The sequence below is a fragment of the Arthrobacter sp. StoSoilB22 genome (assembly GCF_019977315.1).
Classification (GTDB): Bacteria; Actinomycetota; Actinomycetes; order Actinomycetales; family Micrococcaceae; genus Arthrobacter.
This window is the reverse complement of sequence record NZ_AP024652.1, coordinates 4,461,812-4,478,890: the sequence shown is the minus strand read 5'-3', so window position 1 is coordinate 4,478,890 and position 17,079 is coordinate 4,461,812. Positions and strand designations below refer to the sequence as shown.

Annotated in this window: 16 protein-coding genes; 9 read left to right on the top strand and 7 right to left on the bottom strand. The window is 61.2% G+C overall.

The window, feature by feature from the left end; translation table 11 throughout:
* Positions 1-7: 7 nt before the first annotated feature.
* A complete protein-coding gene (locus tag LDN70_RS20760) occupies positions 8-364 on the top strand; it encodes a TFIIB-type zinc ribbon-containing protein (RefSeq protein WP_250820893.1) in 357 nt (118 codons plus the stop codon).
* 3 nt (positions 365-367) lie between these two features.
* Here the strand turns inward: LDN70_RS20760 and LDN70_RS20755 are convergent, their stop codons facing one another.
* Both LDN70_RS20755 and LDN70_RS20750 read right to left on the bottom strand, forming a co-directional pair.
* On the bottom strand, positions 368-940 hold the full coding sequence (locus tag LDN70_RS20755) for a hypothetical protein (RefSeq protein ID WP_142937356.1): 573 nt from the start codon (positions 938-940) through the stop codon (positions 368-370).
* 7 nt (positions 941-947) lie between these two features.
* Positions 948-1,421, bottom strand: a complete 474-nt coding sequence (locus LDN70_RS20750) for a hypothetical protein (RefSeq protein WP_142937382.1) — start codon at positions 1,419-1,421, stop codon at positions 948-950.
* Between the two features lie 591 nt (positions 1,422-2,012).
* Here LDN70_RS20750 and dnaB point away from each other — a divergent pair.
* Entirely contained in the window at positions 2,013-3,401 is a 1,389-nt protein-coding gene (gene dnaB, locus LDN70_RS20745; protein WP_017197290.1) for a replicative DNA helicase, read from the top strand.
* 29 nt (positions 3,402-3,430) lie between these two features.
* Here dnaB and LDN70_RS20740 read toward each other — a convergent pair whose 3' ends face one another.
* The 4 genes from LDN70_RS20740 to LDN70_RS20725 are packed head-to-tail and all read right to left on the bottom strand — an operon-like array spanning position 3,431 to position 7,313.
* The gene (locus LDN70_RS20740; RefSeq protein ID WP_166841963.1) at positions 3,431-3,889 is read right to left on the bottom strand and encodes a ribose-5-phosphate isomerase; all 459 of its coding nucleotides are present in this window, start codon (positions 3,887-3,889) and stop codon (positions 3,431-3,433) included.
* 9 nt (positions 3,890-3,898) lie between these two features.
* A complete protein-coding gene (locus LDN70_RS20735) occupies positions 3,899-5,635 on the bottom strand; it encodes a dihydroxyacetone kinase family protein (protein ID WP_223941294.1) in 1,737 nt (578 codons plus the stop codon).
* Between the two features lie 39 nt (positions 5,636-5,674).
* Positions 5,675-6,448: an SDR family NAD(P)-dependent oxidoreductase gene (locus LDN70_RS20730; protein WP_223941293.1), complete on the bottom strand. Its 774-nt coding sequence runs from the start codon at positions 6,446-6,448 to the stop codon at positions 5,675-5,677.
* A gap of 22 nt (positions 6,449-6,470) precedes the next feature.
* Positions 6,471-7,313: a sugar phosphate isomerase/epimerase family protein gene (locus LDN70_RS20725; protein ID WP_223941292.1), complete on the bottom strand. Its 843-nt coding sequence runs from the start codon at positions 7,311-7,313 to the stop codon at positions 6,471-6,473.
* Between the two features lie 206 nt (positions 7,314-7,519).
* On the opposite strand from LDN70_RS20725, the gene LDN70_RS20720 reads away from it, so the two are divergent.
* The 6 genes from LDN70_RS20720 (at position 7,520) to LDN70_RS20695 (ending at position 13,911) form a co-directional block, all read left to right on the top strand.
* Complete coding sequence (locus LDN70_RS20720; protein ID WP_166841960.1) at positions 7,520-8,857, top strand: MFS transporter; 1,338 nt, start codon at positions 7,520-7,522, stop codon at positions 8,855-8,857.
* A 62-nt stretch (positions 8,858-8,919) separates the two neighbouring features.
* Positions 8,920-9,813, top strand: coding sequence for a transketolase (locus LDN70_RS20715; protein WP_502773754.1), 894 nt, complete (start codon positions 8,920-8,922; stop codon positions 9,811-9,813).
* The gene (locus LDN70_RS20710; RefSeq protein ID WP_223941291.1) at positions 9,810-10,829 is read left to right on the top strand and encodes a transketolase family protein; all 1,020 of its coding nucleotides are present in this window, start codon (positions 9,810-9,812) and stop codon (positions 10,827-10,829) included. Before LDN70_RS20715 ends, LDN70_RS20710 begins: the two co-directional genes overlap by 4 nt.
* A gap of 124 nt (positions 10,830-10,953) precedes the next feature.
* Complete coding sequence (locus LDN70_RS20705; protein WP_223941290.1) at positions 10,954-11,610, top strand: GntR family transcriptional regulator; 657 nt, start codon at positions 10,954-10,956, stop codon at positions 11,608-11,610.
* A 646-nt stretch (positions 11,611-12,256) separates the two neighbouring features.
* Entirely contained in the window at positions 12,257-13,210 is a 954-nt protein-coding gene (locus LDN70_RS20700) for a hypothetical protein (protein ID WP_223941289.1), read from the top strand.
* 149 nt (positions 13,211-13,359) lie between these two features.
* The gene (locus LDN70_RS20695) at positions 13,360-13,911 is read left to right on the top strand and encodes a transcriptional initiation protein Tat (protein WP_142937358.1); all 552 of its coding nucleotides are present in this window, start codon (positions 13,360-13,362) and stop codon (positions 13,909-13,911) included.
* 370 nt (positions 13,912-14,281) lie between these two features.
* Here the strand turns inward: LDN70_RS20695 and LDN70_RS20690 are convergent, their stop codons facing one another.
* Positions 14,282-14,941 (bottom strand): helix-turn-helix transcriptional regulator, encoded by a 660-nt coding sequence (locus tag LDN70_RS20690; RefSeq protein WP_223941288.1) that lies wholly within the window; start codon positions 14,939-14,941, stop codon positions 14,282-14,284.
* Positions 14,942-15,368: 427 nt separating this feature from the next.
* On the opposite strand from LDN70_RS20690, the gene LDN70_RS20685 reads away from it, so the two are divergent.
* Positions 15,369-16,826, top strand: a complete 1,458-nt coding sequence (locus LDN70_RS20685) for a sugar transferase (RefSeq protein WP_342211712.1) — start codon at positions 15,369-15,371, stop codon at positions 16,824-16,826.
* Positions 16,827-17,079 lie beyond the last annotated feature (253 nt).

The following is a 17,079-nucleotide window of genomic DNA, read 5'->3' as shown; positions in this document are numbered from 1 at the left end:
ATGTCCTGTGGATTCCATTGACCTGGTGATGAGCGAACGAAGCGGCGTGGAGATCGACTACTGCCCGCAGTGCAGGGGCGTGTGGCTGGATCGCGGGGAGCTGGACAAGATCATTGACCGGGTCGCTGCGGAGACCATTCCAGCCCCTGCCCGGCCTGCCGCCGCACCGTCCCAGCCGCCGATCGCGCCCCCGCCCATCTACAACCCCTTCGAGTCCCGGCCACAGCAGCCGCGGTACGACGATAGGGATAGGCGCGACTACGACCGGAGGGATGACGACCGACGCGACGGCTATGGTCGCGACCAGTACGGCCGCAAGCGCAAGAAGAAGGAAGGTTTCCTGGGGGACTTGTTCGACTTCTAGCTTTCAGTCGTCCAACAGCTCAATGAACTCGCGGGCCTGCTTGATGTTGATGTCTGAGTGGCGCGTCAAAGCAAGTGCCGCGCCCTCAACATCGCCGCTCTTTGCCAGCGTGCGGATACGACCGTAAATCTCGTCGTTGAGCATGTTGCTGCTCACTTCCCGGGTGACATCGCCCTTACTGACGATTGCCCTGTACCTGTAGGGGAAACGTTCAGGCTCGTCGTCGTCGGCAATCAAATCTTTGGGTGTGGCTTCCGGAGTGAACGGCTGGGGGTGCGCCGCCAGTGCGCCGACGGCGTCACGCGAGGCCCGCAGGCCCTCTCCAGTCGCCTGCAGGTAAAGCTTGATGGCCGCCATGCCCTGTCCCTGAGCAATGAGCGAGTAGAGCTGCCTGTGCTGCTCTTGATTCAGCTTCGCTGCAGACTCTCTGGCCAACTCAACCGCGTCCTTGGGTGCATTCGCCGCTGCGAAGTCGGCCTTGCTTTCGACGGAGCGCTTGGTGAAAGAGCGAATAAGCAGGAGCACTCCCGCAATGACCGCAACGAGGATCAGGAGCGGGATGAGGATGGAATCCATGGCGTCGTCATAGCCGATCTACGTAGTTCTTGGCAGTAAGCAAATCTGAATGGGTGGCCTGGCGGAGGACTTTGATGGCCTCGATCTTTTTACCGCTGCGGACCAGGTTTTGTAACTCGAAGGCCAGTTGAGGGTTCAGTTGACCGTTGGGGAGCACTGCTGGTTGGTGTCCCGTTTGTCCGGCAGCGTGAGACCGCGCAGCCTGTGCCTGAATGGCCGTCCTGCTGTTCTCCACCTGCTCGCGATGGCTGGCCTCGTTCTGGCTCGGCTTGGTAGTGGCATCTATGCGGGCGCGAAGGGCCAGTGCCTCCCGCACTTGGGACGCTTGGTGGGCAGCGGAACGTGCCGCCAGTTCGCGTTGATACCTCTCGGCGTCGGAAAGGCCGGTATCGCGCGGCTTGAAGGCTGCCGTGAGCGCCCACAGCAGGCCCACGAGGACAAGAAGCGGAAGGACAATCGTCAGTACGTCACCAAAGTTCATCCCCATGCCTAGAGCTTATGCCAGAACTTGGTTATCCACAGCACATTCCACTTCCGGCATAGGCTTCTGAGAGATCTCTGTCAAATTAAAGACGGTTTTGTAAGATGCATCACATTTCGAGTATGTATCACCGGATTTTCCGTCCTTGGATGACCCCCGGAGCTGTAGTGTCTGTGGATTAATTGCTGGCAAAACTTTCTCGCGTCCACAGCGTGTGGGGAGTGTTTCCGCAGGTCAGAGCGTTATTTCCCGTGAAAGAAATTCTCTATCCACAGGGTAACGCACAGTCTGTGCACAACCTCTGGCTGGTATTCCACAGGTTATCCACAGGGGGTGTGAAGCACCTGCTGTAACGTGTCTGGAGTGTCCATTTTGGGCACGAATATCCCGCGAAAGTGTTTCCTGGGCTTCCAAAAAGTCACCACTTGAGAAGAGCCCATGGAAGCCACTGTGGATAACCTGTGGACGCGGCTATTCTGTCGGGCCTGCGTGACATCGTGAGATGCACCAGGCGGACACTTGGCCACGCACTGCGCTTTACGGGCCGCCAGGGAGTTCAGCTCTACAGCGGCACACAAATGGAGGACGGCTTTGTCAGTAACGCACTTGGACTCAATCGAGGGCTCACGCGCTTCGGACTCGAGCCGGAAACCTCCCCAGGACATCCCCGCTGAACAGTCGGTGCTCGGTGGAATGATGCTGTCCAAGGACGCAATTGCCGACGTCGTGGAGATCGTTCGCGGACACGACTTCTACCGTCCCGCCCACGAGACCATCTATGAGTCCATCATTGACCTCTACGGCCGCGGTGAACCCGCTGACGCCGTCACCGTCTCGGATGAACTGACCAAGCGTGGTGAGATCAACCGTATCGGCGGCCCCGCCTACCTCCACGAGCTCATTCAGACCGTGCCAACGGCGGCCAACGCAGGCTACTACGCTGAGATCGTTGCAGAGCGTGCGGTGCTACGGCGCCTTGTTAACGCCGGCACCAAAATCGTCCAGATGGGCTACGGCCAGGACGGCGAGGTGGAAGACCTCGTCAACCAGGCGCAGGCCGAGGTGTACGCGGTGGCGGAAAAGCGTACTGCCGAGGATTACGTGGCGTTGAAGGACGTCATGGAGTCCACCGTGGACGAGATCGAAGCTTCGGGTCACCGCGGCGAGGGCATGACCGGCGTTCCCACCGGCTTCTACGAACTGGACGAACTGACGCACGGACTCCACCCGGGCCAGATGATCGTTATCGCCGCCCGTCCTGCCGTGGGTAAGTCCACGTTCGCGCTGGACTTTGCCCGCTCCGCTGCCATCAAGAACAACCTGGCCACGGTCATGTTCTCCTTGGAAATGGGCCGGAACGAAATTGCGATGCGTCTTCTCTCAGCAGAAGCGACCATTGGCCTGCAGGATCTCCGCAAGGGCACCATCAAGGACGAGCAATGGTCCAAGATCGCCACCACCATGGGTCGCATGAACGATGCTCCGCTGTTTATTGATGACAGCCCCAACATGTCCCTCATGGAAATCCGCGCCAAGTGCCGCCGCCTCAAGCAACAGCACGACCTCAAGCTCGTGATCCTCGACTACCTCCAGCTCATGAGCTCCGGCAAAAAGGTGGAATCGCGCCAGCAGGAAGTTTCCGAGTTCTCGCGTGCGCTCAAGCTGCTCGCCAAGGAGCTTCAGGTTCCCGTCATTGCCCTGTCGCAGCTGAACCGTGGTTCCGAGCAGCGCCAGGACAAGCGCCCCATGGTGTCCGACCTCCGTGAATCCGGCTCCATTGAGCAGGACGCCGATATGGTGATCCTGCTCCACCGTGAGGACGTCTACGACAAAGAGTCACCGCGCGCAGGCGAAGCTGACATCCTCATCGCCAAGCACCGTAACGGTCCCACCAAGGACATCGTGGTGGCATTCCAGGGCCATTACTCCCGCTTTGCCAACATGGCCGGTGAAACCGGGGCGGGTGGCGGCGGCTTCTAGCCCCTACTGCCCGGCCTGGGAAGAGCTGTTCAGCAGCCCTCGAAGTCCATGAGTACCTTCACCTTGGCGGCCGACCCGGATTCGGGATCGAACGCGTAGCCGATCCATTCCTTGGCCAAGCGACGGGCCAGTTCCACGCCCACAACGCGTTGGCCCATGGTGAGGACCTGGCAGTCGTTGGACAGGATGGACCTCTCCACGGAGAACGAATCATGGGCAGCCGTGGCACGGATACCCGGGACCTTGTTGGCTGCGATCGCCACACCAATGCCTGTGCCGCAGAAAAGGATGGCCCTGTCAGCCTTGCCGTCCCGGATCATTTCACCGGCGGCGATGCCCACGTAGGGGTAGGGCCTGGTGAAGTCCTCGTCCGCGCGGTTCACTCCGATGTCGATCACTTCGGTGATCCTGGAGTCGGCCTCAAGATCGGCCATGATTCGGTCTTTGTAATCAACGCCGGCTTCGTCGGCGCCCACAATGATGCGCATGAAATTCTCCTAGTGGGTTGCTGCAACGGGAACGGCTGTGAAATGGGGCCCGACGGCGGCGAACACCATGGCGAGCGACGTCGCCCCGGGATCCGGCGTGCCGATGCTCTTTTCGGCCAGTGGCCGGGCCCGACCCTTGAGGGGGCGAAGTTCCGCGGTGGACGCAGCAGCCGCTGTAGCGTCGGCTGCGGCAGCTGCCCAAGCGTCCTCCGCAACAGCGCCGGAGGAGATGCGGTCCTCCAGTGAGGACGCGAACGGAAGCAGGGCATCCATCATGGTCTTGTCGCCGATGTCGGCTTTCCCGAGGCTCGCGATGCGGTCCGCGAAAGCTCGAACAGACTGGGCTAGGACGTCCGGCGTCGGGGTTTCTGCGTCCCCCAACCGTTCGCCTAAGGCGCGCAGTCCGGCACCCCAGAGGACGCCCGACGTGCCGCCGGCCTTATCTGCCCACGCATCGCCGGCAGCGGCCAGTAGCGAGCCGGCACCTGCGCCACGCTCAAGGGCCACGGTTGCTGCTTCCAGGGCGGCTGCTGATCCGCGAACCATGCCACGGCCGTGATCGCCGTCGCCGGCGATTGCGTCCATGTCCCCGAGGATTGATTCGGAATCGCGGAGCAGCGTGGCCGTCGTGTCCAAGGCTCGAAGACACTGGGCAGCGTATGCGCGGGACTCGGCTGTGGAGGAGTAGTCCGCAGCGGCAACGTTGTCCGTCTCAGCTTCCGCGGTGTCAGAGGAAGCGGCAGCGAACCCCACCGCACCGCGACGGTATGCAGGTGTTAGCGCTGGAGCGGTCCAGTACTCCTCCAGTTCGTCATCCAGCCACGTCAGCGTCAACGAGGCACCGGCCATGTCCAGGCTCGTCACCAGCTCGCCCACCTCCGGCATGACCAGCGTGTAACCGGCCTCGCGCAGCAAGGGAGCCACGGTCCGCCAGAGGACAAAGAGTTCTTCGTGCTTGGTGGAGCCCAGGCCGTTGAGGAGCACGGCCAGGCGGGTGGAAGCGCCCACAGGCGTCTCGGCCAGCACGCGTCGCACCAGTTCCCGGCCAAGCTCGACGGCGGACGGCAGCTCGGTATCGAAGAGCCCAGGCTCGCCGTGGATACCAAGCCCCAGGCCCATCTGTCCTTCGGGAAGGCGGAACAAAGGCTGCTCGGCGCCGGGGAAGGTGCAGCCGCTGAATGCCGTGCCAATGGTTCGAGTGAACTCATTCGCCTTGCGCCCCAAGCGAACCACGGAGTGCAGGTCCAGTCCGGCTTCGGCAGCAGCTCCCATGACTTTGAACACCACGAAGTCCCCGGCGATGCCCCGGCGCTTCTCAACTTCGTCGAGTGATGCGCTGGCAATGTCATCGGTCACCAGAACGTTGTGGGTGGGGATACCCTCGGCGTTCAGGCGCTCGGTCGCCATGCCGAAATTCATCACGTCGCCGGCGTAGTTCCCGTAAGTGAACACCACTCCCGCTCCGGAATTGGCTGCCTTCGCCACCGAGTAAGCCTGCTGGGCGGAAGGCGAGGTGAAGATGTTTCCCACCACGGCGCCGTCGGCGAATCCCGGACCGATGATGCCGGCAAAGGCAGGGTAGTGCCCGGAGCCGCCACCGGTGATGACGGCAACCTTGGGCGCTGAGGGGCGGCTGCGGCGCACTGCGCCACCTTCCACCTGGCGGACGAGGTCCGAGTGGGCATCGCAGAAGCCAGCGAGGGCTTCGTCGGCGAAGTCGGCGGGATCGTTGAAGATTCTGGTCATGGTGGGTCCTGGTTCTGGATTTCGGACTGGGGGAGGGGCTTAGTGGATGTGGCTGCCGCCGTTGATGTCGATGGTGGTTCCGGTAAGGTACGCGGAGTCTTCCGAGGAGAGGAACGTGATGACGGCGGCTACTTCCTCCGTGGTGGCGTTGCGGCCCAGCGGGATGCCGGCGTTGATGGCGGCTTCCTGCTCATCGGTGCTGCCGACGCGGATGTTCGTGTCCACTGCACCGGGGGTGATGGCGTTGACGGTCACGCCGGTCTCCCCGATTTCGCGGGCGAGTGCCTTGGTGAAGCCCAGGATGGCGGCCTTGGCTGCGGAGTAGGGAACCTTGCCGAACACGCCGCCGCCGCGCTGGGCGGAGACCGAGGACATGTTGACGATGCGGCCCCAGCCGTTTGCGATCATGTCCGGCAGGAAGGCCTTGGTGACCAGGTAGGTGCCGGTGGCGTTAACGTCCATCACTTTGTGCCACAGTTCAAGTGTGGTTTCCAGGAAGGGAACGGGAGAGGTGATGCCGGCAATGTTGGCCAGTGCGCCTACGGCAGGGAGGTTACCGGCGGCAACTTCTGCGGCGACGGCGGCCTGGGCCGCGGTGACGGACGCTTCATTGGCGACGTCGATTTCATAGCCGAAGGCCGGGACGTTGAATTCGTTGGCGATCTCCGCAGCAACCTTGGCGGACTTCTCACCGTCGAGGTCCAGGATGACGATGCCCCAGCCCTGGTTGGCGTAGCGGCGGGCGGTGGTCAGGCCGATGCCGCGATCGGAGGTAGCTCCGGTGAGGACGGCGGTGCGCTGGATGGTGGTCATGGTGCTCCTTGAATGGTGGTTGTTAGATGAGGTCTGAGATGAAGCTGGCAGCCTTGGCGGCAGCGGCCGGGCGCTCGTCGTGGGTGACGTCCCGGGTTTCGAGTTCCAGCGAGAAGTGGCCGGAGTAACCGGCGCCTCCCAACGCCGCCAACCCTGCGGCAAAGTCGGCGGCTCCGTTACCGATGCTGAGGTTGATGTTTCCCGGCTGGTCGCCGGAGGCAGGCTTGGCATCGCGGAGGTGGACGTGCTTTACCCGTGATGCGAAGCGGTCAACAAAGTCCACGGGGTCCCCTCCGGAGGCCACGATGTGGCTGAAGTCCATCACCAGGCCAACCTCCGAGCCAGTCAGCCGGTCGGCCAGGAGTTGGGCGCGTTCGGCGTTCCAGCACAGCCGGTAGAAGTGCAGGGATTCAGTCCACAGCTCGATGCCGAACTCTTTAGCGCGAACAGAGGCATGAATCAGCTGTTCAGCTACAACGTCGATGTCTTCTTCCAAGCTCCGCAGCGGCTCGTGATCGATCGCCCCACACGGCAGGACCAAGGCTTTCGCGCCAGTCTTGGCTGCCAAGGCGAGCAGCATCTCGAGGTGCCTCTCGCGCGCCGCTTGGGCGCCGGCGTCGAGCGTTGCGTTCAGGTCGCCGACGTCGCCGTTCACCGAGCGGACGCGCAGGTCCGATTCACGCACGACGGCGGCAACCGCCTTCACTGCCTCGGCGTCAAGCACGTACGGCACATGATCGCAGACGCCCGGAAGCGCGCCCAGATCGATCTCCTCGAAGCCGAGCCCCTGCATGGTGTGGAGTGCCGCACCCAGTTCCTGGTGGCGGAAGCTGATGGACGAGCAGCCCAGTCGTTGATGAAACATCGTTGTTGATCCCCTGCGTCGAAGCCTCATCGGTGAGGACCTCTTAGTGATGTAAGCCACTTTAGATGCGTTGACTGTCAACAGTCAACCTTCAAAGTTGACTGTTGACATTGCTGGTGCGCTGCGTCACAGTTGTCGTATTATGTTGACTGTCGACAGTGAGGTCGCCGAAGAAGCGCCGCACTCTTCGAAAGGGAAAAAGACAGATGAGCAATGAAGCTCTGACCATGCGTGGTCCGGTTCATGGAACCAAGGATGCAAAGCGCGTCGCCGTCGGCTCCGGCGTTGGCGCAGTGATCGAAACTTACGACTTCATCGGCTTCGGCACGGCCGCCGCACTGTACTTCGGCACGGCGTTCTTTCCGGGCGCTGACCCGGTAACAGGCACCCTGGCCTCCTTCGCGACCCTCGGCGTCGGCTTCGCCGCCCGCCCACTGGGTGGCATCATTGGCGGCCACCTGGGTGACAAGCTCGGACGCAAGCCGGTCCTGGTTGCCTCACTGATCCTCATGGGCCTGGCCACCTTCGCAATCGGCCTGCTCCCCACCTACCAGCAAGTGGGCCTCTTGGCCCCGGCGCTGCTGGTACTGGTCCGCGTGATCCAAGGCCTCGCCTTCGGTGCCGAATGGGGTGGCGCCATCCTGATGAGCTACGAGCACGCACCATGGCGCAAGAAGGGTCAGTTCACGGGCATCGTGCAGGCCGGCTTCCCTGTGGGGCTGCTCCTGGCCAACCTGGTGTTCCTCAGCAGCGTGGGCCTGGGCAGCGAATGGGCCTGGCGCGTACCGTTCCTGGCCAGTATTGTCCTGGTGGCCGTGGGCCTGATCATCCGTTCCAAGGTTCCGGAGTCCCCGGTGTTCGAGGACGTCAAATCCAAGGGCGACATCGTCAAATCCCCCATCGTGGAGGTCATCAAGACGGACTGGCGCAACATTGTCCGCGGCATCGGCCTGCGCATCGCTGAAACAGCAGGCTACGCAGTGTCCGTCACGTACATGATCTCCTACCTCCACACCAACAATCTGGCGGACAAAACCGAGACCCTGGTGGCGCTCTGTGTCGCCGCCGGCATTGGCATCTTTGCCACCTACTTCTGGGGCAAGCTGACCGATAAGGTGGGCCGTCGGCCCGTCTACATCTGGTCCACAGCTTTCGCCGTGCTCTTCGGAATCCCCATGTTCATGCTGGTCAACACCGGCTTGTTCTTCCTGATCATTGCCACGATCGTGATCGCTTACGCCGTTTGCCAGAACTCCCTGGCCGGTGCGCAGGGCGCCTGGTTCCCGGAACTTTTCCAAGCCAAGACCCGCTCCTCCGGAGCCTCGCTGGCCTACCAGATCTCGGCCATGGTCTCCGGCTTCACCCCGTTCATCACCACCCTGCTGTTTGTCAGCATGGGTTGGATGGGACCGGCCCTGCTGTTCAGCGTCTACGCAGCCATCGGCCTGTGGGCGGCGCTCATCACCAAAGAAACCTGGGGCAAGCGGGAGCGTCAGCTTGCCGAAGAAGCCGCCAGCAAAACTCCCCAGACCATAAACGCCTAAGCACCCCTCGACGTCGGGCGCGTTCTCCCCATCGGTGCGCGCCCGACTCCGGAAGGAAACCTGTGACTCTCTCATCAATCGAAGCGGCGCCCGTAGCCGCTCCCACGGCAGAGCGCGTTGACCGTATCCGCGCCGCCGCGTACCGCATGCGCCACCACGCCCTGAATATGGGCGAGGTCCAGGGCCAAGGCTACGTTGGCCAGGCGCTCGGCGCCGCCGACATGCTGGCCGCCGTCTACGCCGATCAGCTCAGCTACCGTGCCGAAGACCCGCACTGGGAAGGCCGCGACAGGTTCCTCCTCTCCACCGGCCACTACGCGATCGGGCACTACGCTGCGCTGGCCGAAGCCGGGATCGTCCCCGTTGCTGAACTGGAAACCTACGGATCCGATGATTCCCGCCTGCCGATGTCCGGCATGTCCACGTACACCCCGGGCATGGAAATCTCCGGAGGCTCATTGGGCCACGGACTCACCATCGCCGTGGGAATGGCCTTGGGCCTGCGCTTGCAGGGTTCCGCATCCCGCGTGATCAACTTCCTTTCCGACGGCGAGCTTGACGAAGGTTCCACGTGGGAGGCTGCCATGGGTGCGCACCACCACCAATTGGGCAACCTGATAGCCATGGTGGACATCAATGCCCTCCAGGCTGACGGTGCCACCAACACCGTTCTGCGGACCGAGCCGGTCACCGAAAAGTGGGAATCGTTCGGTTGGTACACCCAGCGGGTGGACGGGAACGACGTCGGTGCGTTGCTGGCAGCGTTCGACAACATCGCCACGCGCTCAGCTGCTTCGGGCCAGCCGTCGGTGATTCTCTGCGACACCAAGGTGGGGCGGGGTGTACCGCTGCTGGAAAACCGCGAAAAAGCACACTTCATGCGAATCGAAGAAAACGAGTGGCAGATCTGCCGTGAGCAGCTGACTGCAGGATACGAAGGGAAGGCTGCCTCATGAGCGCCACCACCGAAGCCCCCAGCACCACGGCTGCCGTGAAGCCGAAACTCAAGACCTCGGCAATGATTGCGTCCTTCGCCGATCCCGGCCAGAAGACCGCCTCCGCCCCTTTCGGCCATGCGCTGGTCAAAGCCGCCGAAGCCGATTCCCGCATTGTTGGCCTCACCGCCGATCTGGGCAAATACACGGATATGCACATCTTCGCCAAGGCCTACCCGGACCGCTTCTTCCAGATGGGCATGGCCGAGCAGCTCCTTTTCGGTGCGGCAGCGGGCATGGCTGAGACCGGTCTTATCCCGTTCGCTTCCACGTACTCGGTGTTCGCGGCCCGGCGTGCGTATGACTTCCTGTGCCTGGACATCGCCGAACCGAACCTCAACGTCAACATCATTGGCGGACTCCCCGGCCTCACCACCGGGTACGGTCCCAGCCACCAGGCCACCGAAGATATGGCGATTTTCCGCGGCATGCCCAACCTGACAATCGTGGATCCCTGCGATTCCGTGGACATAGAGCAGGCAGTGCCGCAGCTTGCAGCCTCCGACGGTCCCACGTACCTGCGCTTGCTTCGCGGCAACGTGCCCACGGTCCTGGATGAATACGGCTACACCTTCGAGCTCGGCAAAGCCAAGGTCCTTCGCGGCGGCAACGATGTTGTCTTCGTATCCTCGGGCCTCATGACCATGCGGGCACTCCAGGCGGCGGACGCCCTGGCCAAACACAACGTGGACGTTGCCGTGGTGCACACCCCCACCATCAAGCCCTTCGACGCGGCCACCGTACTGGCGGAGCTCAACACCGACCGCCTCGCCGTCACGCTGGAAAACCACACCGTTGTTGGCGGTCTGTTCGAAACTGTTGCGTCCGCCGTCGTTACCGCCGGCCTGGGCAAGCGCGTGGTTCCCATCGGACTGCCGGACCAGTTCCTCGACGCCGGTGCGCTGCCAACGCTGCACGAACGCTACGGACTGTCCGTCGACAGGATTGTGGCCAAGGTCCTGGCCGAACTCGGCTAGGCTTCCGCGAGTTTTGTGCAGCTGATGCCCTTAAAACCCGCTCTAAAGGGCGTTAGCTGTACAAAAACCCACGCGCCCGTAGTATCGACTGTTAACAGTCGCCCATTGACACCGAGGAATCACTATGGCCCTAAGCGCCTCCCTGCTGGGACTGGAAAAGAAAAGCCTGCGCGAACAGGCGCTGGCCGCCCTGCGCACTGCCATCACCAGCGGCGAGCTGGAACCAGGCAAGCATCTTGTGGAGACCGAACTGTCCGAGATGCTCCAGATCAGCCGTGGGACACTGCGCGAAGCCCTGCGCCAACTGGAGCAGGAAGGCCTGATCTCCGCCGGAGCGCGTGGCCGGATGTCCGTGCGTCACCTGGACGTGAAGGAAATCCGGGACATTTTTGCCGTCCGGGGCGTACTGGAGTCCCTGGCTGCCAGGACCCTGAGCGCCATGGCCAATAAGGAAGCCGCGCTCGCCGAGCTGCGTGCCGCCGTCGATGCCATGGACAAAGCTGCGAAGTCGTCGTTGGAAGAGCGGATTGAGGCGGACCTGGAATTCCATCGGACTCTCTGCCGCCTGTCCGGCAACGAGACGTTGCTGCACTCGTGGGAGTCGTTGGAAGGTTCCATCCGCATGTCCATCATGTTTGCCGGCCTGGAACGTGCCACGCGCAATATGAGTGTGGGGCGTCATCACGACATTGTTGCCGCTATTGAAACCGGCAATGCAGCGAAAGCGCGCGAAACCATCATTGAGCACATGAATGGTGCTGCCGAAAACCTGGTGGGCTAGATTTACTCCAGAGTTCATTCAAATTTACAACCGCGAATCTCTGCGATCTCCCTAGAGTACTTTCCGGCCTGCGGCAAATAAGCTTGAACTAGCTTTCTGCGCGGTTGAACCCCAGAGCCTGACTATATATTCTCCATGCGGACCATCAGTGGTCGGATCCTTTTACCCCTACGTGGCGGCAGCTATTGCCATTCATGAATGATTCCCAGCAGTTGGCATCATTTAGTGATATTGATTGCAAGCAATCAAGGACGCCGTTGTGTCGTTTGGCAACGCCGGCCCCGCGCAATAGATGGTCTCTCAGGCTGAAATTCGGCCAGGAGCCACTTTCAGGAGGAGGAGCATCACCATGAACACAGGGTCGGCGACCAGCATCCACGGAAGTACAAGTGGGGTTGATTTGTCGGAAGAACCAGGAAACTTCGCGGGGTCGTACCGACTGAAACTCCGTGTTCTGGGAGCTTCTGTCTCAGTGGTGCTGCAGGCGGGAGTAACTCCGTATCTCTACGCGGAACTGCGGCGAGCATGGGAGCGCTGCCTCGATCTGTCTGACGAGCCGTCTTCCGGAAATAGCGCCGGGGCAGAACCGGTTCACGCAGCGGGACGGCCCTTTCGGGCCACAGTCTCATCGCGTGTTGGAACTTCCGTGGTCACCGGCCGCACATTCAGGCAATTCGCCGCGGATCTGACAAGCGCCATAACCTTGGCGGGCATCACCGCGGGCCGGGGAGAATTGGTGATGCTGCATGCCGCAGCATTGGCGGATACGGGAACCGGCCGGACAGTTGCCCTTGTAGGGCGTTCGGGCATGGGAAAGACCACCGCAACCAGACGTCTGGGGGCTACCCTGGGCTACGTCACTGATGAAACCGTTGCCGTTGATGGCGCAGGAATGATCGTTCCATATGCGAAGCCACTATCGCTGATAGTCGAAGAACTCCCCGCACCCAAGCACCAGATCGGCCCTGACGACCTCGGACTGCTGGTGGCACCTGCCTCGCCGACGCTGGCGTTGGTTGTCCTACTGGACCGAAAGCCCAATGCGTCCACACCTAAGGTCACTCCGCTTTCTCACGCGGAGGCGATCATCGAGCTCGCACCCCACACCTCGTCCCTGGGTGAAGTCCGCCAGCCAGTGAGTCGCCTCTGTGGGATCCTCGACGCGACCGGTGGCGCGGTCCGTGTGACTTACCGCGAGGCCGGAGACTTGGCGGTGGTTTTGCCCGCCCTCCTTGAACAGCCAGCCATACGTAAAACGTGGAGGTCAGTCCTGCATAGGGGCACAGAACCGTTGTCGGAAGAACATTCGCACCTCCATGGCGCCCACTCCAGGGTCCTCAAGAGGGCTGATCTCCTCGACGCCGTTGAGATTCCCTCACCAAACGGCCAGGACCCTGAACTGATCGTGATGACCGGCCAGGGCGTAGTTCGACTTTCAGGCATTGGGCCCGCCATCTGGCACGCACTGGCTACCCCTTGCGATCTAGTCGGAATCTCCGAGCGCATCGCTCCTCATATTGGACTTCCAGGTGGATATGAATCCCATTTGCTGGAGAGTGTTGAGAAGCTTCGGTCTCACGGAATTCTGCTGGATGCATGATCAGTGAGGCCTTTGAAACTTGCATAGTACATCCCAAGCAGCAAAAAATTTGGGATAAGAGCACAATGATAAGTTCCGTTTGCACCGAAATTTCCACGACAGATTTACTTCAGTCAGCTAGCGCGCTGACTGGCTTGAAGGAGCAAACGATGACCTTGGATAAAGGTAAAGCAAAAAGTTCGACTATTGACCGGCGTAAAGTGGTTATCGGGACGGCGTGGAGCATTCCTGCAATTGCTATAGCTGCGGCAACTCCGGCAGTGGCTGCGTCACTCCCTCCGGTGGTTGTGACGCCCGGAACCGGAACCGTCATCAGCAACTGGAAGGGCGACCACCACTACGGGAGCTTCGAAGAGGATCTGGATCAACGAGCCTACGATTTCCCCGTCACGGTAAAGGACGCCAACGGCAACCCTGTTGTAGGCGCTACGGTCACCGTCACCGTATCCGGCCAAAATGGCGACGGCGACGTCCTGGGTATCTACGCGTACCCGGCGCCGGATAACGGCGGACCAGAGTCGGATCAGAGCCGCAGTGTCACCGTCGTCACGGGTGCAGATGGTGTTGCTCTCTTTGCTGTGAGTACTCAAAACCTGGCATCCAGCGAGAGGCCTTCCACCGCAACCATGACTGTGACCGTGACCTACAACGGCACCACCACTGTGTCCGTCATCAGCGTTGTCTTGACCGAATCTGACTAGTAGCCGAAACGTTGGCTGCCCTGCCTTTGATGGGGAGGGCTTTTGCAGTTCCGCTCGTCCCGGGTGGTGGGTGTGTCCGCCCAGCCCGGGAAGGCGCACCTACGGGTTCGACGCTATCCGTCGGGCCCGTAGGTTGCGTTTCAGGGTCTTTTAGAGAGTCTTCACTTACGTACCTGGACTCTTCCTAGTTGCCCACTGCAACCCCGCGCTACTCCCGTTGTATCGGGGCCAGGATCACTTCGCTGTTGGCGTTGCTGCGGGCAAGGCTCGCTGCTGTCTGGTTTGGCACTTTCAGTGGCTCATGCCCGATGCCCCAATCTCAGTGGTGGAGCATGGAATCCCTCAGTGGCATAGGCCGCCTAAGGCCTGTTCACCATCGCCCGGAGGCATGCCACTGAGCGTCAGTGTGGCTGTATCCAATCTCCTGGAGTGCATTCGCCAGCTCCCCGCGTGTGGCGCATTTGAGGCCTGCAGCAGCAAGTTTCCGGCGGCCGCGGAAGAGATGGCCCCGGACGGTGGTGGTACGGAGTCCGAGCGCTGAGGCCAGCGACGAAGCTGTCAGGGCCCGGCGTTGCGCGAAGAGTTCCAAGACTTGGATTTCACGATCGGTGAGCCTGGTGCCGACTCCCGGCTTTGCCGGAAGCGTGGAGGCAGAACCAACCACCACCTCTTCAATCCGCCGTGGAATTTCCGCAGGTGTTGAGTCATCATCCAGGATGGCAACGGCACCCTCTGCGCCTAGCGCAGAGCGTTGAGCTGAGCTCACCCTTCCCAACACAATGCAGCGTCGGCCGGTCGCAGCAATAGTGCGGACCTTCAGCGGAAGAGGAACTTCGTCATCAAAAAAGGCGTCCAGCGCTATCCAGTGGGCAGCTCTGGGATGATCCCGCGAGAAGGAAGCCCAGGAACTGTAGACCTTCCCCAGCGTTGTGGCTTTTGCACTGCTTTCCCACTCAGACATGACTGCGCTGTTGAGAACTGGATTCCTGTGGATGAAGTCGACGTCAAAGGTGTATGCAACAGCTCCCATTTTGCCCCCTGATCGATGGCTAGGCCCGCGCTTTCAACGCGCCAGCTATGTGTAGATGTCGATCTGACACATGAGTAAGTTAGCCCGCTCTTTTCGCCCTATCAGTGGCCTTTCCTGTGTTGGCTAAGTGTTGTGGGGCGAGGCTCGGCGAGCGTTGTGACCTGCGCGGCACCGGGCCTACACCCCTAGTACTTTGGGAGTAGTCAGAGCACCTCAGGTCACCAGCGCTTCCATAATCAGACAGGCGGAGCAACTCCGCTTTCAGTCGGGAGTGAGTAGATGACCGAACAAGAGAGGCCACGATGCCAACCTTCCTTGCCTGTTCCGGTCATTCATGCGGGATCTCTTGCCTCACTCCTTCCGGAACCATCAGCTAGCCACATGGGATTTTTTGGTGTTGACATTGATGAATAAACCCACCCAAAGTGTGAGCAGTTCACGCCAGGTAAATGACAAGCTGGACATGCTTGAGCATGACGGCCGGGTAAGAGTCCTGCTGGTTGATTTCCTGTGCATTACGTGGGCTGTCGCGATTGCCGAGCTCCTCCGCTTCGGCCTGGAGCGACCCTCATTGGGCATAGGGTCCGTTCAGACGCCGTACCCGCTGGTTAGCGTGGTCCTCGACGTCCTGTGGTTGATTACCTTGGGGGCCCTAGGAACCCGTGGGCACCGAATCCAAGGCTTCGGCACTGAGGAGTACAGGCGGGTGACCACGGCTTCCCTGTGGCTGTTCGGAGGCATAGCCATCTTCTCGTACGTGTTCCAGCTCGACACTGCCAGAGGCTATGTGGCGGTGGCCCTGCCATTGGGCACCATCAGCCTGCTCATCGGCCGGTGGGCACTGCGGAAAGACTTGATCCTCCGGCGGAAGTCCGGCCAGCATCTGCGCCGGGTTCTTGTTGTTGGAGGGGCCCCGAGTGCTGCCCACCTTATTCAGCAACTCCGGGCCCATCCGGCTGCCGGCTACCAGCCTGTGGCCGCATACTTAACCACTCCAGATGCTTTCGACCCTTGGCCGGAAGGGCTCGACCTGCCTGTCATGGGCAAGGGCAAGGACCTGGAAGGAATATTGGCAGCGGTGGAAGCCTCCGCGGCGGACTCCGTGGCCATATCCGGCGCAGACGTTGACCCGCCCACATTGCGGCAACTTGGCTGGGCGCTAACCGCTCGCGACATCGGCATGTTCATGGCTCCTGCGCTGACCGATGTGGCAGGTCCGCGAATTCACATGCAGCCTTTGGCCGGGTTGCCCCTGATCCATGTCACCACGCCTAAGTTGGAGGGCCTGAAAGCTGTAGCCAAACGCGGGCTGGATGTCTCTGCGTCGTTGGTCATACTCACTATCCTTGCCGTCCCCATGTGCGTCGTTGCCCTTTTGGTCAAACTCGACAGCTCTGGCCCGGCAATGTTTCGGCAGACGCGTATCGGTCGGTCCGGTGAAGTCTTCAGTATGCTGAAGTTTCGATCCATGGTGACCGACGCCGAGCAACAACTGTCCCGGCTCGCCGATCTCAACGAGGGCAACGGAGTCCTTTTCAAGTTGAAAGACGATCCTCGCGTCACAAGGGTCGGCCGATTCATCCGTCGGTATTCCATTGACGAGTTGCCCCAACTCTTCAATGTCCTCATGGGCGACATGAGTTTGGTGGGTCCGCGTCCGCCGCTTCCGGTGGAAGTAGAAACCTACGACGACTTTGCCCACCGCCGGCTCTTGGTCAAACCCGGCCTTACGGGTCCATGGCAGGTTAGCGGGCGCAGCGATCTGTCCTGGGATGACTCGATTCGCCTTGACCTCTACTACGTAGAGAACTGGTCCATGTTTCAAGACATGATCTATCTCCTGCGAACCGTGAGAGCCGTCTTTGCCAAAGACGGCGCCTACTAGAAGGTTCCTCGTCGGGGGCTCGCTGCTGCGGGAGAGCATCCAGGACCGATCCCCGAGTCCGGCTCAAAAGCGATCCATTGTGTCTGTAGTGGGGATGTCACGTGGCACCTAGCGCAGTGCGTCGCTCAACGGTTTGCCATTGGCAAGAATCCAGGTGCTGGAAATCGCACCCTGGGGTGTTGTGGCTGGCATAGTCGCCTTCGGGAAGATACCGAAATCCGATGCATAGTAAACCCGTCTGGCGCTCTTCGTC

Excerpts from the sequence above, each read along its gene's own strand:
- LDN70_RS20755 (WP_142937356.1), bottom strand. The coding sequence starts at position 940 with ATGGATTCCATCCTCATCCCGCTCCTGATCCTCGTTGCGGTCATTGCG.
- LDN70_RS20750 (WP_142937382.1), bottom strand. The coding sequence starts at position 1,421 with ATGAACTTTGGTGACGTACTGACGATTGTCCTTCCGCTTCTTGTCCTC.
- LDN70_RS20740 (WP_166841963.1), bottom strand. The coding sequence starts at position 3,889 with ATGCGCATCATTGTGGGCGCCGACGAAGCCGGCGTTGATTACAAAGAC.
- LDN70_RS20735 (WP_223941294.1), bottom strand. The coding sequence starts at position 5,635 with ATGACCAGAATCTTCAACGATCCCGCCGACTTCGCCGACGAAGCCCTC.
- LDN70_RS20730 (WP_223941293.1), bottom strand. The coding sequence starts at position 6,448 with ATGACCACCATCCAGCGCACCGCCGTCCTCACCGGAGCTACCTCCGAT.
- LDN70_RS20725 (WP_223941292.1), bottom strand. The coding sequence starts at position 7,313 with ATGTTTCATCAACGACTGGGCTGCTCGTCCATCAGCTTCCGCCACCAG.
- LDN70_RS20720 (WP_166841960.1), top strand. The coding sequence starts at position 7,520 with ATGAGCAATGAAGCTCTGACCATGCGTGGTCCGGTTCATGGAACCAAG.
- LDN70_RS20710 (WP_223941291.1), top strand. The coding sequence starts at position 9,810 with ATGAGCGCCACCACCGAAGCCCCCAGCACCACGGCTGCCGTGAAGCCG.
- LDN70_RS20705 (WP_223941290.1), top strand. The coding sequence starts at position 10,954 with ATGGCCCTAAGCGCCTCCCTGCTGGGACTGGAAAAGAAAAGCCTGCGC.
- LDN70_RS20695 (WP_142937358.1), top strand. The coding sequence starts at position 13,360 with ATGACCTTGGATAAAGGTAAAGCAAAAAGTTCGACTATTGACCGGCGT.
- LDN70_RS20690 (WP_223941288.1), bottom strand. The coding sequence starts at position 14,941 with ATGGGAGCTGTTGCATACACCTTTGACGTCGACTTCATCCACAGGAAT.